We start from the raw sequence: 20992 nt of genomic DNA on the forward strand, positions 1-20992 counted from the left end.
CAAATGCCCTCGAGACTCTGGTGGGTGTGCCGCACAGCCGGGCTATCCCGGCGAACAGCGGAGTCGTCCCACCATCACCGTTGAACACCGGCGGTTCCCTAAGAGCCAAACGGTACGAACGATCGCTGAGCAGCCGCAGCCGAAGCAGCTCTTGCCTGAACAGATCGCCAAGCTGCGGGACGACAACGTCAGGACTTCGGCACTCCGCCAGCGCCCACCGTGGCGGCAAGCTGAATACGCCCATCAGCCCACAGCCACCACTGGATCCGACATGACTGCTGAGACAGAGCTCCGCCAGGCCGCAGACACACTGGACCAAGCAGCTCAGGTCGAGCTGGTACTAACCTTGCCGACCGGATCCGCCACCGTTGACCTAAAGCCTCTCGCCGCCGTGCTGAACGCTTACGCGGATTTCGCGAAGGATAGTCCGTCGCAATTGGCCTCGAGAGGCGCTTTGTCAGAGTCACTCGAACTTGCACAGCGAATCAACAACGCGTGTTAATTCACCAGGAATGATGTGAGCGTCGACCGAGATTGCGAGCACGGGCCAGGGGTCAGTTGTAGCCACGAGTGGCCCACCGGCCTCCTCTTGTTCATCCGCGATCGGCCTCAGTCAGCATTCAGGCGACGCCTCTGCGGCTGCGCCCAAAGCGTCTCCCCGACTTTGTCCGCGATCATTCCGAGGACGGTTCCGGTCACGCGCTGGTAGCGGTTGGCCATCGAGGGATTCGACCACCCCATCATGTGCTGCGCTGCTCGCTGCGTGATGCCGAGCTCTAGGAGGACCGTCGCAGCCGTATGCCGGGCGTCATGAAGGCGTGCATCCCGGACTTGCGCAGTCCGCGCCGGCCGGCATCGACATCACCAAAACCGTCCCCGGCGTCCTACATGCCTGGCACCAAACCCTCACCGGCGGCCGGTGGGCGCTCGCGATCACTCGAAGGGACGCATAACGTCCGAATCGTGGCGGACGAGTTAAGCGTCAATGCCCATCGGCATGGCCGCCCACTATTCACCGGCACGTGTGGTTTCGTGCGTAGCAGGGCTAGGCCTGCGTCTTGGACCGACCTCGAGCCCAGCGCTCATCCTGAAGACCTGACGGCGTGGTGCCCACCGCGCAAGCCGAATCACGGTTGGAGCCGCCATGAGTGCGAAGCTGAACACCGAGCAGCACGTGATCGAGCGAGACCGGGGCAGGCGGATCGCCGAAGCGGTCTACGGAACGATCGTGCTGCTCGCTGCACTCGACTACCTCGCCGATGAGCACCCCGAGGCGGGGGAAGCCGCGCTGACGATCGCTGGTGGCGCGGCGGTGCTGTTCCTCGCCCGGCTGTACTCCGAGTTCGTGGCACAGCGGATCGCCGTGGACCCCGAGAGGGGGGAGGTTCTGGGGCGGATCGCGGCGGCAAACTGGCCAGTCGCGGCGGTCGCCGGAATCCCGGTCGCGCTCCTGGTCATTGCCACCTTCGGCGCGTTGAATCTGGATCTCGCTTTCGACATCGCGTCCGGGTACTGCGTCCTGCTCCTCGGCACCGCGGTCTACGTAGCTGCCCGACTGTCCAATGAGAGCAGGGTTTACCGAATCCTGTTCACAGTCAGCGCGTTCGGGGTAGGTCTGTTCATCTCAGCATTGGACGAGATGTTCTGATTGTCGGGGAGCGGTAGGAAGCTGCCGGGAGCTGCCGCCAGTGTCGATGTTGGTGAGCTGATCAGTGGTGCGCTCGTGACTGATGACCAATGTCGGGCCCCCGGCAAGTAGTGATCAGAGCGCTTGGTGCCGTTGATGCACAAAAGTGCACGTGCCGAGCTAGAACCGCCAGCAAACTCCTGAGCCGGCGCTAATCCGCCGTCTCAGTTCTCGTCTCATTCGTGCTTGTTCGGCGCTGTTCAGCGACCGCAGATCTTGAAAGCGAGCGTCGGGAGACCGACCGCGGGTTCGAATCCCGCCGCTTCCGCTTTATGAGCAGGACGGACAGGACCCGGCGCGGATCTTTCCCGCCGGGTCTTGTTGCTTGTCGTCTCGTTCGTCGACGCTGCTTGAGCTCTCACAGGCAATTGACCATGCCGGATATGTCGGTGGGCTTCGGAAAGCTGCGCCGCATGATCCTTAGGTCCTTGACCGACGTAGAACATGCGATCCGAGCTTCATGGAGTGCTGACACCTGCGCCCCAGAAGACATTCCCGACTGGCACCCCGACAACCCAGCCCGAGGCCAATGCGGCACCACGGCTCTCGTCCTCAACGATCTCTTCGGTGGCGACCTCATGCGAGGAGATGTTCACCGCGACGGCGCATGGGTCGACTACCACTGGTGGAACCGTCTCGGCGACGGACTGGAACTGGACCTGACCCGAGAGCAGTTCGCCGCCAACGAGCTCGTCGGCCACGGGGAAGCCACCTCCCGCCCAACCGGCAGTGGGCGCCTCGACGCTGAGTACGAAACCCTCCGGAGACGGGTTCGAGAACGCCTTGAGCGCTAGCCACGCTGCTCTCGCTGCTGCTCGGGTCAGGTTGGGGTTCGGGAGGTTCTGGTTGGGGTGTTGCGGAGGCCGAGGGTTCGGCGGATCTTGCGTCGTGCTTCGTCGATCGCGATGCGGGCCGGGTTGAACGCGACGACGAGGACGATGGCGTCGCGCGGGCCGAGGATCGACGCGAACCACTCGTCGATGTCCGTGCGATCGGACGTGGGACGTTGCGTCCACAAACCGGTTTCGGTGTCGTCGTAGGCGTCGGTGATGACCAACGTGCGGCGGTCCAGCCGGTCGGCTTGGCCGAGGTCGGCGGCGGCGTCCGCCGCGATGCGCTGGACGTGGTCCGGGATCGCCTGGCCCGGGGCGGGCCAGGTGGCGTCGGTCGTGCCGGTGGCCGATGACCACGCGCCGTAGACCAGCGGGTTCCCGGTGCGCATCACCGCGTGCAGGCTGCGCGGTGCGGCCTTGACGATCGCCGAGCGCAGCAGCGCCCGCCAGATCGTGCTGGACAGACCCGCGCCCTGGTAGTCCGGGTGCACGCCGGCGGAGTTGGCGTAGAAGCACCTGCGTCCGCCGAACTTCCGGTCGTTGCTGGCCACCCACGCCACCGGCAGACCGGCGGGATCGAACACGATCACGAGGCCCGACAACTCGTCCAGCTTCTCATCGGAGAGCCAGTTCTCCCAGAACTGCTCGGTGGTCGCGGTGAACGCCTGCACCGCGACGGACGGGAACGTGGCGCGCAGGTGCTCCCGGGCCGGGGTGGAGAGCTGTGATGTCACGTCCGTCCAGAGCAGACCTGTCAGGCCGGTGCCTGCGGAGACCTTCTTCGCTCCGCTGAGGAGTTCGGACGGGAAGTGCGAGGACGCGGGTTCGTTGGTCATGTCCGTCTTTCTGGTCCGGGTGAGCCGCTCGCGGCGGCGTGGTCGGTCTCCGGTCATCGGCTCGGGGGTTCGCGGTCGAGGACCGCGCGCACGGCTGCCGCGAGGCGCTCCCTCACGTCGGCGGGGATCCGCACCGCGCCGTCCGCGTCGACCTGGCGAAGGGGTCGGCGCAGCAGCGCGGTCGGCAGGTCGACCACGCAGGTGGTGATCACCTCGACGCTCGGGCCGTCCTGCCGTCCCCACATCGCCGTGCTCAACCGGCACAGCACCTCGGACACCAGCCTCCGGTCGAGCCCGAGCAGCGAGTCGGCGAGCTCCTCGGGCAGCTCGGGACCGAGGAGCTGCTCCCTGCGCACCGTCATCAGCATCCGAGCCGCGGCCGGACGCCGATCCGCCACCACCGCCGGGGCATCGGCGGCGGCGACCACCGCGTTCATCGCGTCCTCGGGCGTCGGTGACGTGCCGAGAGCTTCATCGATGAGCGCCGCTTGCAGGTCCAGGAAGTCGGTGGCGGCGCGCAGCCACATCCGTCCGCGCAGCGCCGCCAGCGAGCCGAAGGCGTGGTAGATCGCACCGTTGGGCACACCGCCGGCCGCGGAGAGCCGGCGCACGGTGAGCCGCTCCGGCCCGTCGTCGACGACGAGCCGTTCGGCGACGTCAAGCAGCTGATCGAGGTCGTGTACACGCGGTCGGGGCACGACTCGCACGTTAATGGAGCATGCGCTCCACAACAACCTCGCCCGGCCTGTGATCTCCCCGGCTTCTCACTCCTCGGCGGTTCCCCGGCGCGTCCCGGACCGGCAGCATTCAGGAGTGATCGCGTGGAGGGCTCGGTGAGGATTCGTCGGGATTCGCTGTGGGGTGATCGCGATTTCCGACGCCTGTGGGTGGCGGACGGGCTCAGCCAGATCGGCGCGAGGATCAGCTTCGTCGCGCTTCCACTGCTGGCGCTCGCCGAGCTGAACGCCTCGGCATTCCAGGTGTCGATGCTGGTGGTGCTGGAGACGGCCGCATTCCTGGTGCTGGGGCTGCCGGTGGGCGCGTGGTGCGACGGCTGGCGCAACCGCCCGGTGCTGCTGATCGCCGACGTGGGCCGAGCGGTCACGTTGGGATCGCTGCCGGTCGCGGCGGCCTTCGGGGTGCTCACGCTCGGGCACCTGTACGCGGCCGTGGCCATCACCGGGATCTTGACCGTGTTCTTCGACGTCGCGCACCAGACCTACCTGCCTCGGTTGGTGGAGCGCGCGCACCTGGTCGAGGGGAATTCCAAGCTCCAGGCGAACATCTCGATCGCGGAGGTGTCGGGGCCTGCCGCCGGAGGGTTGCTCGTCCAGTGGCTGACCGCTCCCCTGGCGATCGTCGCCGACGCCCTGAGCTTCGTGTGGTCGGCGGCGTGGCTGCGCTCGATCAAGCACGCGGAACCTCGGCGGGAGCGGCGAACCGACCGCCGGTTGATCAGCGAGGTCCAGGAGGGACTGCGGTTCGTCTTCACCCATCGGCTCCTGCGCGCGATCGCGTGCAGCGGGGCCAGCGTCGTGTTCTTCCAGGCCGGGAGCATCGCGATCACGATCACGTTCCTGACCGTCGACATAGGACTGACGCCCCAGAAGGTCGGCGCGCTCACCAGCGTCGGCCCGCTCGGAGCGGTGGCGGCCGCGCTGACCACGGGCGCCATCGCGCGCCGGGTCGGGCAAGCGCGGCTGATGCGGGTGGCGATCGTCGGCATCGGAGCCGGGATGCTGCTGGTGCCGCTGACCGGACCTGGCCCGCACCTCGCCTGGTTCGCCATCGGCGGCCTGATCAGCGGGTTCAGCCTCGTCGCGTTGAACATCGTGGAGGTCAGCTTCCGCCAGATGCTGTGCCCGGACCACCTGATGAGCAGGATGAACGCGACGATTCGGTTCATGTTCCGCGCGACGGCGCCGTTCGGGGCGCTGCTGGGCGGGGTGAGCGCGACCCAGCTGGGGATGCGGCCGACCTTGTGGATCACGGGCGCGGGCGTCCTGCTGTCGTCGGCGTGGCTGCTCAGCTCACCTCTCCGCCACGTCCGCGACCTTCCCCTGGACGAGGACGCCACTGTTCGTCCGTGAGGTCGCCCGCGGGCGGTTCTGGTCCGTTGCGGCCACGGCTCGACCCGGCGGGCCGCGGCCGCTCGGGAGTCACAGCCAGCCGCTGCCCATGCGAGTGAGGTGGTTGTGGAGCTCGACCGTCCAGTCGACCTGGGGAATCGCCTGGTAGTCGATGTTGAGGACGTTGGTGAGGTCTCGGCCGCTGGAGAGCAGGCCCGCCTTCTTGTCCCCTTCGATGATCACGTCAAGGCCGTCGTGCCCCGCGATGAAGGTGACCTCGAGCTGCTTCAGGCGCGGGTAGTTCGGGGAGCCGTGGAACTCGATCTCCTGGTAGAACGGCAGCGTCTGGCGGGTTCCGCGCAGGTGGCCCGCCTCGCAGTCGACCCGGTGCAGGCGGAAGCCGAGGCGTTCCACCGCCTCCAGCAGGACGTGCTGGGCGGGCAGCGCGCCGACTCCGACCGGGTCGGTGTCGGTGGCGTCGACCGCGCCGCTGATCTCCAGCCTCGTGCGGACCGCGATCTCACTGCCCGGCAGGTGCCGACCGTCGTAGAACGTGATCGGGGTTTCCATCGGCGCCGCCACCTGGAACGGCAGCTCCAGGACCTGACCCGGCTGCAGGGCCACGCCCTGCCCGACCCGCTGCCGGCCGAAGCCGCGCACCGACTCGACCTCGTCGTCGTTGACCTCGCGTTCCACCCGGGTCACGAACTCGACCGACACACCGTCCAGCTGCTGCGCGACCTCGCCGCCGCGCAACCGCACGACCCCGTGGACCTGCCCTCCCGGCTGCACGCCCGGGGTGCGCAGCTCGGTCTCCACTTCTGCGCCGCCGACGCCGACCGCTGCCAGTAACTTCTTGAACATGCCCCCAGTCTTCCGGGCGCACGCGCCGCGCGGGCCCGAATCCCCCATTGTTCAGGCACTTCTCAGCGAAACCGCGACGACGGCCGCGCGGGTATAGCGTCGGGGCATGACTCAGATCGATTTCCAGTCCCGTGTCGGCGTGTGGTGGACCAGCGATGCCTGGAGCATCCAGGACGTGCGCTCGCGGGCGAAGGAGATGGAAGGGCTCGGGTACGGGTCCCTGTTCTACGGCGAAGCGTTCGGCAAGGAGTCCTTGACGCAGGCCGGGGCTCTGCTGGGAGCCACCGAGCGGCTCGTGGTGGGCACCGGCATCGCCAACATCCACGCCCGCGACGCCAAGGCCGCCGCGGCAGGTTCGCGGACGCTCAGCGCGCTGCACCCGGGGAGGTTCGTGCTCGGACTCGGCGTCAGCCACGGTCCCCTCGTCGAGGGCAACGCCGGGACCTACGCCAAGCCGCTGGCGACCATGCGCGACTACCTCAAGCGCATGGACGAGCTCTCGGACAAGGTCGAGCCCGGTGCCGCCCGACCGGCCCGGCTGCTGGCCGCGCTCGGCCCGAAGATGATCGAGCTGTCCGGCACCGCCGCCGACGGCGCGCACCCGTACCTGATCACCCCGGAGCAGACCGCGAGCACGCGCGAGCTGCTCGGCCCCGACAAGTGGGTCGTCAGCGAGCAGGCGGTCGCCCTGACCACCGACCGCGAGGTCGGGCTGCGCCGCGCCCACGAGCACCTGCACATGTACTCGCAGCTGCCGAACTACCGGAACTCCTGGCTGCGGCAGGGTTTCGACGAGTCCGATCTCGTCGTCGGCGGATCCGACAAGCTCGCCGAGCACCTGGTGGCGATCGGCGACGCCAAGGCGATCGCCGAGCACGTGCAGCGCCACCTTGACGCGGGGGCGGATCACGTGGTCATCCAGGTCCTCGGGGACGCCCCGTCGGCGGACCCGCTGCCCGCGCTGCGCGAGATCGCACCCGCGCTCGATCTGTGAGCCTCGTGCCAGGGTGACGGGCCAGTGATCTTGCGCCGATAGGGTCAGCGCGTGAGTGGAACCGAGCAAGAACACCCCCACGACACCGAGGACCTGGTCCGCCTGGTGCTCCTCACCCGCCAGGAGCTGGGCTGGGACCAGGCGAAGCTCGCCGCGTCGGCCGGAATCCCCGAGTCCGACGTGGCGCGCTTCGAGGCGCAGGAGATCGTCCCGGCCAAGCCGCTGGCGCTTCGGTTCCTCGAAGTGATGGGTGTGGTGGTGCAGTCCTGAACCCGCTCGTCATCGAGGGTTCAGCTTCCCGACGGAGGGCTCGGGGAACGCGGTCTGCCCTGTGCTGCGAGCATGGGGGTCGTGGATGAGACGCAAGACGTGAAGGCCCGGCCCAAACCCACCGGCGCCGTCGTGTGCGCGCACCTCGGCATCGGGGTCGACGACGAACAGGCGAAGCTCGCCCGCGACCGCCTCAACAAGTCGCTGGCGAACTACAGGGTGGCTTTGCTGGCAGGGGAGCAGGCGGGCGCCGAGGTCGTCGGCGCCTGAGGGCGCATCGGCCAGGGCAGCGGCGAGCACGCTCCGTCCGGCGGAGCTAACTCGTCGCGATGCGCTGCGCCTTGGCGCGTTCCTCCGCAGCCCGCTCCTCGCCGATGAACGGGGCGACGACGCAGAACAGCAGATCGGGCAGCAGTTCGGGCAGCTGCTCGGCCTCACCGCGCTGCACGCGGTTGTAGAGGACTTCGAGGACCGCCCCGACGATGGTCTCGGCGGTGAAGCTCGCCCCGAGCGCGGTCTGCGGGAAGTTCCGCGTCTGCTCCGTGATCACCTCGGTGAGGCTGCGGATGATCTCGCCTCGGCGGCGCAGCGCCTCAGGGCCTGCGGCGAAGACCTCGACGATGCCCAGCACCGCCGCGTCCGGATCCGCCGCGAGCTCGCGCAGCGTGCTCTCCAACGCCTCGCGGGCGCTGGAGACGTAGTCCTCGTGCGCCGAGTAGGCGTCGTGCACGGCCGCGACCAGGCGCTCGGCGACGTCGTCGAGCGCGGCGAGGAACGCGGCCTGCTTGTTGGCGAAGTGCTGGTAGAAGGTCTTGCGCGAGACGCAGGCCCCGCTGACGAAGTCCTCGACCGTCGCGTCCGCGTAGCCGCGCCGACCGACGGCGGTCACCACGGCGCCGAGGATGCGCCTGCGCTGGTCTTCGGCCACCTGATCCGCCGGGATTCCGTGCCGCCCAGGCGGCAGCTTCCGCTGATCGCGGGGAACCCTGGCGCCCAACTGCCTGCTACCTCGCTCGTGGTCGGTGAATCAGCTTGCCGTAAGCAAGATCTTCAAATCAAGCTTACCGGCCCGCTAACGTGCCCGCGTGGACATTCCGGGGGGAACAAAGGTGGGCACGTGATCTCGAATTCGCCTGAATCGTTCGCCGATGCTGTGGAGGCGTGGCACGCGGCCTGCAAGCAGGCGTGCCTGGAGAACCAGAACTGCCTTGATCGATACGGCGCGGTGGTCGCCGCGCTGATCACCTGGTTGGCCGACAACCCGGCCGCCGCCCGGTTGTACTTCGGTGCCTGCGATGAGACCGGGCATCCCTGGTTGTCGACCTACGTCCGTTCCTCCGCGAACGATCTGACCAGGTCACTGGTCGAGTTGAACGCGGCGCACAACCAGCCGGAGAACAAGACGAAGATCGAATTCATCATCGGAGCGCTCCGCCATCTCGTTCGCGAGGAATTACGCAGGGAGACGATCGACCACACCCGATTGGCCCTCCGACTCACCCGATTCTCCCCTCTCCTTCGAACGAATCGGAACTGCGACGACCACTGGTGATCAAACCTGTCATTGCGGTTTAGAAACATGCGTGTTTCTATATATTTCCCCTCGGGCGCAGCCTCGAATTCACCACCGCTCCCACCACTCCGCGACGCGAAACGACGTGCCGTCGGAGCTGCGAGGCATGCCCACGACAGGAGGTCATGATGCGCGCAGGACGACACAAGATCGCAGCAGTGGCGATGATCGCCGCGTTCTCCCTCGGCGGCGCCGCGGCGGCCCAGGCGGCCACCGCCCAGGCCGTGCAGTGGAACCCGCAGAACACCGTCGAACCCATCACCCTGGCCAGCGGGACGCAGCTGGTCATGACGGCCAACACCGGCACCGAGGTCAGGTGCGACGTGGTCAACGGCAACGTCCAGGCACCTGTCGCCGGCAACCCGGCCGTCGCCGGAACCGTGGATTCCTCCGGCGCTCCGGCAGCGCCGACCATCACCCGCTGCACCAACTCGCTCGCCCCGTCCGCGGCCACCACCGTCACCCCGTCCGGCCAGTGGCTGGCCACCGCGACCAGCACCGGCAGCGTGGAGATCAGCCAGGCCAGCGCGACGGTGACCATCAGCGGCGTGTGCACGATCACCGTGGACAACGCCGCCGTACCGGCCAACGGCTGGGACAACGGCACCCATCAGCTGACCGCCAACTCCAACGCCTCGTTCCCGATCGGGGAGAGCGGCCTGCTCTGCGACGGCGCTACCAGCGCGACGCTCAGCGGCGCGCTGCAGCTCCCGGCAGAGGTGACCATCTCCTGACCCGGTGAGCGGGGCGCGGTGACGACCGCGCCCCGCTCAGCGGCCGGTCAGCTCGCGTTGTGGCCGTGCGGGATCGCCCGGCCCTCGGCGTGCGCGGCGAAGGTGGACAGCTGCGCCTGGCGCGTGCTGGCCCGCTCCTCGCGGGTCTGCATGCCGTTGACCGCCTCCGTGCTGTGCGAGTACGCCTCGACGACGTTCGCGAGGCCCTTGGCGTTGCGCTCCAGGGCCACGCGGTCGATGTTGCCGAGGTGGTCGCCCGCCTGGTGGTAGTTCGGGTCGTAAGCCACACCCGCCGTGCCACCCCACTTGGCGGCCTGGGCGTCGGTCTTGACCCCCTCAGCACCGGTGAACAGCCCACCCGCGGGAATGCCGTTGGCGATGAACTCGCCGTAGTCGGAGCGGCCGTTGAAGTCGGTGCCCTCCAGCTCCACGCCCTCCGCGGCCATCGCGGCCACGAAGTCCTTCTCGATCTGACCCGAACCCTGCGGGCCGGGACCCGAGCCGACGGCGTCGGAGTCGTCACCGTCGTAGGCGAAGTAGCCGGCGTTCGGCGAGCCGATCATGTCGAAGTTCAGGTACAGCGCGATGTCGAGCTGCTGCTCGAAGGTCAGGCCCTGCACGTACTTCGTGGAGCCGATCAGGCCCGACTCCTCCGCGCCCCACCAGGCGAAGCGCACCGCGTTCTCGGTCTGCGGGCTGCCGCCCATGCGCAGCGCGGTCTCCAGCAATCCGGCGCTGCCGCTGCCGTTGTCGTTGATGCCCGGCCCTTCCGCGACGCTGTCCAGGTGCGCGCCTGCCATCACGACGTTGTCGGGGCGGCCGGTGCGGGTCTGCGCGACGACGTTGCGGGTGGTGACGGTCTCCAGCCGCGACTGGACGTCCAGCTTCACCTCGGCGCCCGCCTGCCCGGCCAGGGCCTCGCCGACCTGCTTGGTCACGCCCGCGCTGGGGATGCGCGCGTCCGCGGGGTCGCCGAGCGTGCCGCTGAGGGGCCCGTCGACGTTGTTGTAGATGATCGCGCCCGCCGCACCGAGATCCGCGGCGACCCGCTGCTTGTCGGCGAAGGTGCAGGACCCCCGCTGGATCAGCACGACCGAACCCGCCACGTCAGCGGGGAAGTCGGTGGCCTCGCAGCCCGGGGTGTCGTCGACCGCGGCGACCGACAGCGGAGCGGTGATCCCGCCCTGCGGGGTGGCCGGGGAGTACTCCAGCGCGTCGCCCTCGGTCGGCTGACCGGCGACCGCGAGGCTGAAGGAGTCCAGGTAGTAGGCGTCGTAGGTGAACTCCGGGGTGGTCACGTCGAAGCCCGCACCGCGCAGCTTGCCCGCGACGTGGTCCACGCTCGCCTCGTACCCGGGAAGCCCGGACGCGCGGTTCCCGCCGTTGCTGTCGGCGATCCGCTGCAACGCGATCAGGTGACGGTTGACCGCGTCACCGGTGATCCGGTCGCCGAGGCCGGCCGGCGCTGCGGAGGCCGGGGCGATGGCGACCAGAGCTGCCGCGCAAGTGGCGGCCACAGCAGCAGCCGTGCGCCTGGGTGTGATGGTTCGCGAACTCATCGAGCTCCCCCGTTTTGTGCGGATCGAGTGGTTGTCCGACACAGTCAAGCGAACCCGGACCGAGTTGGAGAAGCGGGAATCTTTCCCGTATTTCCCGACTCGGCCCGCGTTCTCGGTTTTCGCGCCGCCCGAGGCTGACTACCGTCACGGGCATGCATGGGATTTCAATCCGCGAGCCCGGTGACCCCGACGTTCTGGTGTGGACCGAACACCCGGACCCCGAACCCGGCCCCGGTGAGGTGGTCATCGACGTCGTGGCCAGCGCGGTCAACCGCGCCGACCTCGCTCAGCGCCAAGGCAACTACCCGCCGCCCAAGGGCGCAAGCGAGGTCCCCGGACTGGAGTGTTCCGGCACGATCGCCGAGATCGGCGAGGGCGTGACCGGCTGGAACGTCGGCGACGAGGTGTGCGCGCTGCTCGCGGGCGGCGGCTACGCCGAGCGGGTGGCCGTCCCCGCGGCGCAGGTGCTGCCCAAGCCCGCCGGGGTGGACCTGGTGGAGGCGGCCGGGATTCCCGAGGTCGGCTGCACCGTCTGGTCGAACGTCGTCATGGAGGCCGGACTGCGCGAAGGTCACGTGTTCCTGGTGCACGGCGGCGCGGGCGGCATCGGGACCTGCGCGATCCAGATCGCCAAGGCGCTGGGCGCGCGGGTCGCCGCGACCGCGGGATCGGCGGAGAGCCGGGCGCTCTGCGCGGAACTGGGCGCCGACCCGGTGATCTCCTACCGCGACGAGGACTTCGTCGAGGTCGTCAAGGGTCTCGGCGGGGCGAACGTCATCCTCGACAACATGGGTGCGTCCTACCTGGACCGGAACCTCTCCGCGCTGACCACGGACGGGTTCCTGGCCGTGATCGGGATGCAGGGCGGCGCCAAGGCTGAGCTGAACATGGGCAAGATGCTGATGAAGCGCCTGCGCATGTCGGCCCTCGGCCTGCGCGGGCGCCCCGTGGAAGGACCGAACGGCAAGGCCCGCATCGTCGCCGACGTGCGCGAACGCCTCTGGCCGCTGATCGAGAGCGGTGAGGTGCGGATGCCGGTGCACACGCGGATCCCGATGGCCGAGGCGTCCCGCGCCCACACCACCCTCGAATCGGGCGACGTCCGGGGCAAGATCCTCCTGGTGCGGTGAGGGCCGGATTCGAATTTCGCGCGAAATTCGAGCCCGAACTTCGGCGTTCAAATTTCGCGCGAAATTCGAATTTCCCACCCGGTCAGGTGAGGTCGGCGACCGCCTGGAGGAGCTGGTCGACCTCGGTGGAGTTCGTGTAGTGCGCCAGGCCGACCCGGATGGCTCCGCCGACCTCGGCCGCGCCCAGGGCCGCGAAGACGCCGTGGGTGCCCGGGTCGGCGAAGGCGCAGATGCCCTGGTCCGCCAGGTGCGAGACGGCGTCCTCGGCCTTGACGCCGTTGACGGTGAAGGCCACCGACGGGATCCGGCGCATGGCGTCGCCGATGAGCATCACCTCGGGGAGCTTGCGCAGCCCGTTGGTCAGGTTGGTCAGCAGACCCGCCTGGTAGGACTTCACCGCGCGCAGCGAGGTCAGCAGCCGTTCCCGGCGCGGCCCGATGGCCGCGTCGTCGAGACCGGCGAGGTAGTCCACGGACGCGATCAGGCCCGCGAGCAGCGGCAGCGCGTGCGGCCCCATCTCCAGGCGCTCAGGTCCCCGAGCGCTGTGGTCGAGCGAGACCGACGGCAGGTGGTCGAGCATCGCCGGGTCGCGGAAGGCCAGCGCGCCCACCTGCGGACCGCCCCACGCCGAGGCGTTGACGGCGACCACGTCGGCGCCCAGCTCGGTGACGTCCAGCGGGACGAAGGGCGCGGCGGAGGAGGCGTCGACGACCAGCAGCGCGTCGTGCTCGTCAGCGGCCTCCGCGGCCGGGCGGATGTCCGGCCGGGTGCCGACCGCGCCCGAAGCCGCCGTGATCGCCACGACCTTCGTGCGCGGCGTGACCAGGTCGCCGTACTGCCAGGTCGGCAGCTCGCAGGTCTCGATGTCGATCTCGGCCCAGCGCACGGTCGAACCGGAGCGCTGAGCGGCGCGCTGCCACGGGTCGACGTTGTCAGGCGAGTCCAGCCGGGAGACGACGACGTCGTCGCCGATCATCCAGCCGTCGCCCAGGGCGTCGGCGAGCCTGCCGAGCAGCACGGCGGAGTTCGGCCCGAGCACCACTCCGGAAGGCTTGGCACCCACGAGATCCGCGATCGCGCGACGAGCGGCCTCCACGATCGCCTCGGCGCGCTGCGAAGCGGGGAAGTTCCCGCCGGGACCGGAAACCGGGGCCCGCAGGGCGGTGGACGCCGCCGTGGCCACCTGCTCGGGAACCTGCATGCCTGCCGGGGCGTCCAGGTGCACCCACCCGTCGCCGAGCGCCGGGAAGAGACCGCGAACCGCCGCGACGTCGAACGCCATGATCCAGACATTACTGAAACGCGGGACTCGGCGGCGTCCAGGGTGGTCGATACTGCATCACTCGCGAGCCGTCGCCCCAGCGCTGCGGGCGAGTCGGCACGACCCCTCCCACGACCTGGCGGCACACTGGAACCATGGCAGCCATGAACGAACAAGAGCGCCCGCAGGTGTTCGTGGTGGGCGAGGACGGCAACCCCGTGGGTGCCGGCGCGACCGAGGTCGGCGAAGAGGGCCAGGAGCACGGCGAGGACATCAACGGCCTGGTGGAGCAGCCGGCCAAGGTGATGCGCATCGGCACCATGATCAAGCAGCTGCTGGAGGAGGTGCGCCAGGCGCCCTTGGACGAGGCCAGCCGCAGCAGGCTCAAGGAGATCCACCAGTCCTCCATCCGGGAGCTGGAGCAGGGCCTTGCGCCGGAGCTCATCGAGGAGCTGGAAAGGCTGTCGCTGCCGTTCGCGCAGGAGACCACGCCCTCGGACGCCGAGCTGCGGATCGCCCAGGCCCAGCTGGTCGGCTGGCTGGAGGGCCTGTTCCACGGCCTGCAGACCGCGCTCTTCGCCCAGCAGATGGCCGCACGAGCCCAGCTGGAGCAGATGCGCCGAGGTCTGCCGGCAGGTTCCGGCGATCCGGAGATGGGCCCGACCAAGGGCACCGGGCAGTACCTGTAGCGGTCCTGCGCGGTAACGGAAGGTAGCGCCCGACGTCAAGCGGGCGCTACGCCTTCGAGTGATGCCCAGCCCGAGTGTGCACACGCGCGGTCGGTACTCTTTCGCTCGTGCATGCTACGAGCACGCTAGACCGACCTACGGCGCCTTCTGAGATCTCGCCGCGGTCCTGGCGAAAAGCGTTCAAGGACATCAGTGACGCCCTCAGCCAGCGACAGCTGTGGGCTCATCTGGGCTGGCAGGACATCAAGCAGCGCTACCGCCGCTCCGTCATCGGCCCGCTGTGGATCACCATCAGCATGGCCGTCACGGTCACCGCGCTCGGTCTGCTCTACTCGCAGCTGTTCGGGCAGCCGCTGGCGGAGCACCTGCCCTACCTCGCGGTGGGCTTCATCGTGTGGGGCTTCATCGGCAACTGCGTCAACGACGGTTCCGAGGTCTTCATCTCCAACGAGGGCCTGATCAAGCAGCTTCCGGCGCCGGTCAGCATTCACGTGCTGCGGCTGCTGTGGCGGCAGGTCCTGTTCTTCGCGCACAACCTCGCCGTGTACTTCGTGCTGCTGCTGATCTTCCCGCAGCCGTTGTCGTGGACGATCCTGCTGACGATCCCGGCGTTCGTGCTGATCGGCCTCAACGGCGCTTGGGTGATCTTGGTGGTCGGCACCATCTCGACGCGGTTCCGCGACATCCCGCCGGTGACCCAGAGCATCGTGCAGCTGATGTTCTTCATGACGCCGATCGTGTGGAACTACGACCAGTTCAAGTCGAGCCCGAACCCCGTGATCGCAGAGCGCGCGAAGCTCGCCGAGATCAACCCGTTCATGCACTTCCTGGAGATCATCCGGCAGCCGATGCTCGGCAGCCCGATCGCCTGGCACCACTGGCTGGTGTGCGGCGCGATCACCGTCGTGGGTTGGGCCGTGGCGCTGTTCGTGCTGCGCAACTACCGTGCCCGTGTCTCCTACTGGGTCTGAGTGAGGCCGAATAAACCATGGTCAGCATCGACGTATGGAACGCGGCGGTCGACTTCCCGATCTTCGACGCGAAGTCCCGCTCGCTGAAGAAGGCCGTGCTCGGCCGAGCCGGAGGCAAGATCGGCACGGACAGCCGGGTGCCGGTCATCGAGGCGCTGCACGACATCAACATGTCGCTGCGCGAAGGTGACCGGGTCGCGCTGGTCGGCCACAACGGCGCGGGCAAGTCCACGCTGCTGCGGCTGCTCTCGGGCATCTACGAGCCCACCCGGGGCAGCTCTCGCGTGGTCGGCAAGGTCGCGCCGGTGTTCGACCTCGGCGTGGGCATGGACCCGGAGATCTCCGGCTACGAGAACATCATCATCCGCGGCCTCTTCCTGGGCATGTCCCGCAAGGAGATGGAGAAGCGGATCGACGACATCGCCGAGTTCACCGAGCTCGGTGACTACCTGGCGATGCCGCTGCGCACCTACTCCACCGGCATGCGGGTCCGGCTCGCGCTGGGCGTGGTGACCTCGATCGACCCCGAGATCCTGATCCTGGACGAGGGCATCGGCGCGGTCGACGCGGAGTTCCTGGAGAAGGCGCGGGACCGCCTCAACGACCTCGTCAAGCGATCCGGCATGCTTGTCTTCGCGTCGCACTCCGACGAGTTCCTCGTCGAGCTGTGCAGCACCGCGATCTGGATGGACAAGGGCGGTATCCGCGAAGAGGGCTCGCTGCGCGAGGTCTTGACGCACTACAAGGGGTACGACCCCTTCAACAACCTGAGTGAGGAAACCCTGGCCCGGATCGGCGAATCGCGGGCCACGATCGGGAGCGAAGAAGGCTCATGAGCACCGACTCCGCACAGCAGCTGCCCGCCGGATCCGTAGTCGCGGTCATCGTCACCAGGCACCGTCGCGAGCTGCTGGCCGAGTCCCTGAAGGTCATCGCGAGTCAGACCCGGTTGCCGGACCACCTGGTCGTGGTCGACAACGGTCCCGACCAGTCGGCCTCCGACGTGGTCGACGACTGCCCGGTGCCCTCCACCTACATCGCCTCGCAGCGAAACCTCGGCGGCGCCGGCGGTTTCGCGCTGGGCATGCTGACCGCGCTGTCCCTCGGCGCGGAGTGGGTGTGGCTCGGTGACGACGACGGCCGCCCGGCGGACGAGCACGCGCTGTCCACATTGCTGGAGGTCGCCGAAAAGCGGCGGCTCGCCGCCGTGTCGCCGGTGGTGGTCAACATCGACACCCCTGACACGCTCGCCTTCCCGCTGCGCCGCGGCCTGACCTGGAAGCGCGAGGTCAGCGAGCTGCCGGAGGACTTCCTGCCGGGCATCGCCTCGCTGTTCAACGGCGCGCTGTTCCGCGCCACCACGCTCGACGTCGTGGGCGTGCCGGACTACCGGCTGTTCTTCCGGGGCGACGAGGTGGAGATCCACCGCCGCCTGGTGCGCTCGGGACTGCCGTTCGGGACCACGTTCCGCACGAAGTTCCTGCACCCGGACGGTTCGGCGGAGTTCAAACCGATGCTGGGCGGGCGGTTCCACGCCCAAGACCCCTCCGACGCCAACAAGCGCTACTACACCTACCGCAACCGCGGATACCTGCTCTCGCAGCCGGGGATGCGCAAGATCGGCGCCCTGGAGGTCGTCCGGTTCGGCCTGTACTTCGTGGTGCAGCGCAAGGACCCGAAGGCGTTCCGCGAGTGGCTGCGCCTGGTGATCCAGGGACGCAAGGAGCGGTTCTTCCGCCGTTGATCCGAAGCTTCGACCGAGCGGTCGCCGGAACTCCCGGCGACCGCTCGCTTTTTACGCGGACTTCACAGCGGGATCGATAACCGGAAGGTCACGAGACGCTTAGAGGCGCCTGAGATCGAACTGAGTTCGCAGCTCACGACGTTACCTCTGGTGTCGATTCGCACACCCTCGGAATGCCGCGAAAGCGCCCGGACCAGCAACTACTATTCTCCCTTCGTGCTCAGTGGCCAGGAAGACAGCCGCCGAACGGACGACCCTTCGGCAGACAACGGGACCGACCGCGCTCGACCGTCGGCCAGGCGGCTGAAGCTGTTCGCCTCCGTGCTGGGCGTGCTGGGCACGGTGCTCGCCCTGGCGGTGCCGTTCCTGCCCGTCAACCACGACGTCACGACCCTGAAGTGGCCGACGGCGGAGGGCACCAAGTCGGTGTCGGCGCCGCTGGTCGGCTACTCGCCGCTGTGGCTCAACGCGGAGGTGCCGTGCGTCTCGGCGCGCAGCCTCGACGCGCGCACCAACGGCGCGGCCGTGCTGCTGAGCACCAACCCGCCCTCGTCCGACTACGGCAAGCTGACCGGTCTGACGCTGCAGGTCGACAACGGCCAGCTGACGCTGCTGACCAAGGGCCAGCAGGTCGGCACCGCGGCGATTCCCGCCGGGGACTGCTCGATCTCGCTGCGCTCCGACGGCTACGGCAGCACCGCCAGCGTCGGCGACCAGTCGATCGCCAACCTGCGCGGCGACCAGCGCCCGCAGCTGACCGGCGTGTACTCCAGCATCGACGACCGACTCGACGACGTGCGCGGCCTGTCGTTCGAGGCGCGCGTGGACACCCGCTACGAGAGCCAGGCGACGTCGCTGAAGCTCGCCGTGATCGCGCTGACCGTGCTGGCCTTCCTCGGCTCGGTGATCTGCCTGCGGCGCCTGGACGTGCGCGCGGGCAGGCGTCCCCCGAAGTGGCTGGCGATCGGCTGGTGGAAGCCGACGTTCCGGGACGTCGCGGTGATCGGCTCGCTGCTGGTGTGGTGGGTCGTCGGGGCGATGACCTCCGACGACGGCTACATCCTCAACATCGCGCGAGCGCGAGAGAGCTTCGGGTACGTCAGCAACTACTACCGGTGGTTCGGTGTCCCGGAGGCGCCGTTCGGCTGGTTCTACGAGCTGTACTCGGTGTGGGTGCAGGTCTCCACGGCCACGCCGTGGGTGCGACTTCCCGCGCTGCTGATGGGCATCGTCAGCTGGCTGCTGATCTCCCGCGAGGTGCTGCCCAGGCTCGGCCAGGAGGTCCGGCGCTCCAACGCCGCGGGGTGGGCGGCCGCGGCCGTGTTCCTGGCGTTCTGGCTGCCCTACAACAACGGCCTGCGCCCCGAACCCGTCGTGGTGCTGTTCTCGCTGCTGGCGCTGTGCGCCGTCGAGCGCGCCGTGGCCACCGACCGGCTGATGCCGGCCGCGCTGGGCCTCGTGGTCGCCGCGCTGTCGGTGGGCGCGAACCCGCACGGCATGGTGTCCGTGCTGCCGTTCGTGGCCGCCCTCAAGCCGCTGTTCCGGCTGGTGCGCAAGCGGGCCCTGGAGTTCGGCTGGCTGCCGGTGCTGGCGCCGATCGCCTCCTCCGGTTTCGTGATCCTGACGCTGGTGTTCGCCGACCAGACGTGGCAGTCGGTCATGGACGCCACCGACCTGCGCACCGACATCGGCCCGAGCCAGAGCTGGTACGAGGAGCTCAGCCGCTACAACCTGCTGTTCAGCCCCACGGCGGACGGCTCCATGACGCGACGCTTCCCCGTGCTGCTGGTCATCCTGTGCCTGGCGACCTGCGCCGTGGTGCTGCTGCGCCGCGGGCGGATCCGGGGTGCGGCGCTGGGACCGAGCAGGCGACTGCTGGCGATCAGCGCCATGTCCTTCGGCGTGCTCGTGCTGACCCCCACCAAGTGGTCGCACCACTTCGGCATCTTCGCCGCCACCGGCGGTGCCCTGGCCGCGCTGACCGCGCTGGCCACCAGCACCACCGTGCTGCGATCCAAGCGCAACCGGGCCGCGTTCTTCGCCGGGCTGATGGTCATCCTGGCCTTCGCCGCCACCGGCCCCAACGCGTGGTGGTACGTCTCGGGCTGGGGTGTGCCCTGGTACAACATGCCGCCGCAGCTCAAGGGCAGGCACCTGAGCACCATCCTGCTGATCATCGCGTTCATCGCGCTGGTCGTGGCGTTCATCGAGCATCTGAGGATCGACGAGCACAACCCGAAGGTCGTCGACGAGCGCTTCAGCCGCGAGGAGAGGCGCAGCCGCGCGCTGCGGATGGGCACCGCTCCGCTGTCGATCCTGTGCGCCCTGCTGGTGCTGTTCGAACTGGCGAACTTCGGCAAGGTCATCCAGAAGCAGTGGGGCAGTTACAGCCTCGGCTCGGACAACATCAAGCAGATCGTGGGCACCAGCTGCGGCCTGTCCGACTACATCTACGTCGAGACCAACCCGCAGTCCGGGATGCTGCGCGTGGCCGGGGAGCAACCGGCCACGGCGGCGCCGTCCGAGGACAAGGAGATCGGCGTCCCGCCCAAGCGCCTCCAGGACAAGGAAGACGCCGACGAGTACATGCGGGCGAAGCTGTCCGGCTTCAACCAGCCCGGCCTGCCGCCGGGCGACGGCACCGACCCGCAGGAACCCAACTGGAAGCCGCCGCACCAGTTCGGCAACGACAAGGCGCCGGTGTGGGGCAGCTACGACGCCGCCGCCGTCGGCACCGGTGAGCTGCGCACCCAGTGGTACGACCTGCCGGAGCGCGCGCAGCGCGGCGAGGTGCCGGTGGTGCTGTCGCTGGCCGGCGCCGAGCTGGGCGCGAACTCGGTGGCGCTGGAGTTCGGGCACGACACCCCGAACGGCTTCCTGATCACCGAGCGCAAGTACGTGGTGCAGCGGGACGGCGGCCCGAACTGGCGGGACTTCCGCTACACGCTCGGCGGCAAGTCCGAGGGCGCCACGAAGATGCGCGTGGTCGCGGTGGACAACGCGCTCGGCCCGAACGGCTGGGTCGCGGTCAGCGCCCCGCGCGCGCCTCAGCTGGTGAACATGACCGACTTCGTCGGTGACCAGCCCGCGTTCGTGGAGTGGACGGCCGCGCTGGTGCACCCGTGCCTGCAGCTGCCGCGCGTGCACCACGGCGTCGCCGAGATCCCGAAGTTCCGGGTCGCGGCGGGCGCCGAGGTCCGCGACATCGGCCAGGGCTGGTCGTCGCCGGACTCCGGCGGCCCGTTCGGCTGGCTGAACGTGGCGACGAGCATGCGCGAGCTGCCGACGTACATGAAGAACAACATCCACCGGGACTGGGGCTCGCTGTACGCGGTGGACCCGTACGACGCGGACGCCGTACCGGCTCAGACGGCCATGGACGTCCACACGGAGACCCACTGGGGCAACTGGACTCCGGGGCCGCTGCCGAAGTCCCTGCAGCTCCCGGGCGACGTCCCCAGCTCCGACGACCGCAACGACGTCAAGGGCTTCGAGGCCCCCGAGGAGTCGGACCAGTAGTCCTCACCCGAGGAGCCTCGCCCCGAGCGCCCCTCCTGCCGGCCACGGCCGGCGGGAGGGGCGCTCGCACGTGCGAGGGCCTCCCCGCATCACCACGCACTTCCCGAGCCACTCCTGCCCCGGAGGTGTTCACCCGTTGCGGGGGCGGATTCGAATTTCGCGCGAAATTGGAGGGGGATTGGGTGTGGGTAGTTGGGGGGGGGGTTGTGGGGGGGGTTTAGTAGGTGGGCCGGGGTCTAGGGGTAGGGAGTTACTGCAG

At 68.9% G+C, this 20992-nt stretch carries 20 protein-coding genes and 1 pseudogene; 13 read left to right on the forward strand and 8 right to left on the reverse strand.

Annotation, left to right across the window (positions count from 1 at the left end):
• Positions 1 to 609: 609 nt before the first annotated feature.
• Positions 610 to 813: pseudogene (locus AB0J91_RS22305) on the reverse strand (tyrosine-type recombinase/integrase); the annotation flags it as partial.
• A gap of 361 nt (positions 814 to 1174) precedes the next feature.
• Here AB0J91_RS22305 and AB0J91_RS22310 point away from each other — a divergent pair.
• Positions 1175 to 1648 carry a hypothetical protein gene (locus AB0J91_RS22310; protein ID WP_363871961.1) on the forward strand — a complete coding sequence of 158 codons (474 nt, stop codon included), beginning with the start codon at positions 1175 to 1177 and terminating at the stop codon, positions 1646 to 1648.
• A 497-nt stretch (positions 1649 to 2145) separates the two neighbouring features.
• On the opposite strand, the gene AB0J91_RS22315 is transcribed toward AB0J91_RS22310, so the two are convergent.
• The 3 genes from AB0J91_RS22315 to AB0J91_RS22325 all read right to left on the reverse strand — a co-directional run bounded on the left by AB0J91_RS22315 (position 2146) and on the right by AB0J91_RS22325 (position 4054).
• Entirely contained in the window at positions 2146 to 2388 is a 243-nt protein-coding gene (locus tag AB0J91_RS22315) for a hypothetical protein (protein WP_363871964.1), read from the reverse strand.
• A gap of 119 nt (positions 2389 to 2507) precedes the next feature.
• Positions 2508 to 3356 (reverse strand): hypothetical protein, encoded by an 849-nt coding sequence (locus tag AB0J91_RS22320; protein WP_363871967.1) that lies wholly within the window; start codon positions 3354 to 3356, stop codon positions 2508 to 2510.
• Between the two features lie 53 nt (positions 3357 to 3409).
• Entirely contained in the window at positions 3410 to 4054 is a 645-nt protein-coding gene (locus tag AB0J91_RS22325) for a helix-turn-helix domain-containing protein (protein ID WP_363871970.1), read from the reverse strand.
• 135 nt (positions 4055 to 4189) lie between these two features.
• Here AB0J91_RS22325 and AB0J91_RS22330 point away from each other — a divergent pair, with 135 nt between their 5' ends.
• The gene (locus AB0J91_RS22330) at positions 4190 to 5446 is read left to right on the forward strand and encodes an MFS transporter (RefSeq protein WP_363871973.1); all 1257 of its coding nucleotides are present in this window, start codon (positions 4190 to 4192) and stop codon (positions 5444 to 5446) included.
• 69 nt (positions 5447 to 5515) lie between these two features.
• On the opposite strand, the gene AB0J91_RS22335 is transcribed toward AB0J91_RS22330, so the two are convergent.
• Positions 5516 to 6289, reverse strand: a complete 774-nt coding sequence (locus AB0J91_RS22335) for a sporulation protein (RefSeq protein WP_363871976.1) — start codon at positions 6287 to 6289, stop codon at positions 5516 to 5518.
• Positions 6290 to 6395: 106 nt separating this feature from the next.
• Between AB0J91_RS22335 and AB0J91_RS22340 the strand changes: the two genes are divergently transcribed.
• From AB0J91_RS22340 to AB0J91_RS22350, 3 genes are all read left to right on the forward strand, one after another.
• Positions 6396 to 7283: a TIGR03620 family F420-dependent LLM class oxidoreductase gene (locus AB0J91_RS22340; protein ID WP_363871979.1), complete on the forward strand. Its 888-nt coding sequence runs from the start codon at positions 6396 to 6398 to the stop codon at positions 7281 to 7283.
• A 51-nt stretch (positions 7284 to 7334) separates the two neighbouring features.
• Positions 7335 to 7553: a helix-turn-helix transcriptional regulator gene (locus tag AB0J91_RS22345; protein WP_210973692.1), complete on the forward strand. Its 219-nt coding sequence runs from the start codon at positions 7335 to 7337 to the stop codon at positions 7551 to 7553.
• A gap of 81 nt (positions 7554 to 7634) precedes the next feature.
• Positions 7635 to 7823 (forward strand): hypothetical protein, encoded by a 189-nt coding sequence (locus AB0J91_RS22350; RefSeq protein WP_363795109.1) that lies wholly within the window; start codon positions 7635 to 7637, stop codon positions 7821 to 7823.
• A 46-nt stretch (positions 7824 to 7869) separates the two neighbouring features.
• Here the strand turns inward: AB0J91_RS22350 and AB0J91_RS22355 are convergent, their stop codons facing one another.
• Complete coding sequence (locus tag AB0J91_RS22355) at positions 7870 to 8481, reverse strand: TetR/AcrR family transcriptional regulator (RefSeq protein WP_363871982.1); 612 nt, start codon at positions 8479 to 8481, stop codon at positions 7870 to 7872.
• A 189-nt stretch (positions 8482 to 8670) separates the two neighbouring features.
• Here AB0J91_RS22355 and AB0J91_RS22360 point away from each other — a divergent pair, with 189 nt between their 5' ends.
• Together AB0J91_RS22360 and AB0J91_RS22365 are read left to right on the forward strand one after the other, a co-directional pair.
• Positions 8671 to 9105, forward strand: a complete 435-nt coding sequence (locus tag AB0J91_RS22360) for a hypothetical protein (protein WP_363871985.1) — start codon at positions 8671 to 8673, stop codon at positions 9103 to 9105.
• 149 nt (positions 9106 to 9254) lie between these two features.
• Positions 9255 to 9860 (forward strand): hypothetical protein, encoded by a 606-nt coding sequence (locus tag AB0J91_RS22365; RefSeq protein WP_363871988.1) that lies wholly within the window; start codon positions 9255 to 9257, stop codon positions 9858 to 9860.
• Positions 9861 to 9907: 47 nt separating this feature from the next.
• On the opposite strand, the gene AB0J91_RS22370 is transcribed toward AB0J91_RS22365, so the two are convergent.
• Positions 9908 to 11419: a M28 family metallopeptidase gene (locus AB0J91_RS22370; RefSeq protein WP_363871991.1), complete on the reverse strand. Its 1512-nt coding sequence runs from the start codon at positions 11417 to 11419 to the stop codon at positions 9908 to 9910.
• Between the two features lie 152 nt (positions 11420 to 11571).
• Here AB0J91_RS22370 and AB0J91_RS22375 point away from each other — a divergent pair, with 152 nt between their 5' ends.
• Positions 11572 to 12549 carry an NAD(P)H-quinone oxidoreductase gene (locus tag AB0J91_RS22375; RefSeq protein WP_363871993.1) on the forward strand — a complete coding sequence of 326 codons (978 nt, stop codon included), beginning with the start codon at positions 11572 to 11574 and terminating at the stop codon, positions 12547 to 12549.
• An 82-nt stretch (positions 12550 to 12631) separates the two neighbouring features.
• On the opposite strand, the gene AB0J91_RS22380 is transcribed toward AB0J91_RS22375, so the two are convergent.
• Positions 12632 to 13831 (reverse strand): cysteine desulfurase-like protein, encoded by a 1200-nt coding sequence (locus AB0J91_RS22380; RefSeq protein WP_363795098.1) that lies wholly within the window; start codon positions 13829 to 13831, stop codon positions 12632 to 12634.
• A 134-nt stretch (positions 13832 to 13965) separates the two neighbouring features.
• Here AB0J91_RS22380 and AB0J91_RS22385 point away from each other — a divergent pair, with 134 nt between their 5' ends.
• The 5 genes from AB0J91_RS22385 (at position 13966) to AB0J91_RS22405 (ending at position 20733) form a co-directional block, all read left to right on the forward strand.
• Entirely contained in the window at positions 13966 to 14499 is a 534-nt protein-coding gene (locus tag AB0J91_RS22385; RefSeq protein WP_363871996.1) for a bacterial proteasome activator family protein, read from the forward strand.
• Between the two features lie 107 nt (positions 14500 to 14606).
• Positions 14607 to 15470: an ABC transporter permease gene (locus AB0J91_RS22390; protein ID WP_363871999.1), complete on the forward strand. Its 864-nt coding sequence runs from the start codon at positions 14607 to 14609 to the stop codon at positions 15468 to 15470.
• A 17-nt stretch (positions 15471 to 15487) separates the two neighbouring features.
• Positions 15488 to 16306 carry an ABC transporter ATP-binding protein gene (locus AB0J91_RS22395; RefSeq protein ID WP_132623511.1) on the forward strand — a complete coding sequence of 273 codons (819 nt, stop codon included), beginning with the start codon at positions 15488 to 15490 and terminating at the stop codon, positions 16304 to 16306.
• A complete protein-coding gene (locus AB0J91_RS22400; RefSeq protein ID WP_363872001.1) occupies positions 16303 to 17214 on the forward strand; it encodes a glycosyltransferase family 2 protein in 912 nt (303 codons plus the stop codon). Before AB0J91_RS22395 ends, AB0J91_RS22400 begins: the two co-directional genes overlap by 4 nt.
• A gap of 216 nt (positions 17215 to 17430) precedes the next feature.
• Positions 17431 to 20733: an arabinosyltransferase domain-containing protein gene (locus tag AB0J91_RS22405; protein WP_363872004.1), complete on the forward strand. Its 3303-nt coding sequence runs from the start codon at positions 17431 to 17433 to the stop codon at positions 20731 to 20733.
• Positions 20734 to 20992 lie beyond the last annotated feature (259 nt).

It is taken from the genome of Saccharopolyspora sp. NPDC049357 (genome assembly GCF_040677225.1).
Taxonomy (GTDB): domain Bacteria; phylum Actinomycetota; class Actinomycetes; order Mycobacteriales; family Pseudonocardiaceae; genus Saccharopolyspora.

Bases quoted from the DNA above. Each gene is read 5' to 3' on its own strand.
- AB0J91_RS22365 (WP_363871988.1), top strand. From the start codon at position 9,255: ATGCGCGCAGGACGACACAAGATCGCAGCAGTGGCGATGATCGCCGCG.
- AB0J91_RS22380 (WP_363795098.1), bottom strand. From the start codon at position 13,831: ATGGCGTTCGACGTCGCGGCGGTTCGCGGTCTCTTCCCGGCGCTCGGC.
- AB0J91_RS22335 (WP_363871976.1), bottom strand. From the start codon at position 6,289: ATGTTCAAGAAGTTACTGGCAGCGGTCGGCGTCGGCGGCGCAGAAGTG.
- AB0J91_RS22385 (WP_363871996.1), top strand. From the start codon at position 13,966: ATGGCAGCCATGAACGAACAAGAGCGCCCGCAGGTGTTCGTGGTGGGC.
- AB0J91_RS22320 (WP_363871967.1), bottom strand. From the start codon at position 3,356: ATGACCAACGAACCCGCGTCCTCGCACTTCCCGTCCGAACTCCTCAGC.
- AB0J91_RS22375 (WP_363871993.1), top strand. From the start codon at position 11,572: ATGCATGGGATTTCAATCCGCGAGCCCGGTGACCCCGACGTTCTGGTG.
- AB0J91_RS22400 (WP_363872001.1), top strand. From the start codon at position 16,303: ATGAGCACCGACTCCGCACAGCAGCTGCCCGCCGGATCCGTAGTCGCG.
- AB0J91_RS22340 (WP_363871979.1), top strand. From the start codon at position 6,396: ATGACTCAGATCGATTTCCAGTCCCGTGTCGGCGTGTGGTGGACCAGC.
- AB0J91_RS22370 (WP_363871991.1), bottom strand. From the start codon at position 11,419: ATGAGTTCGCGAACCATCACACCCAGGCGCACGGCTGCTGCTGTGGCC.
- AB0J91_RS22395 (WP_132623511.1), top strand. From the start codon at position 15,488: ATGGTCAGCATCGACGTATGGAACGCGGCGGTCGACTTCCCGATCTTC.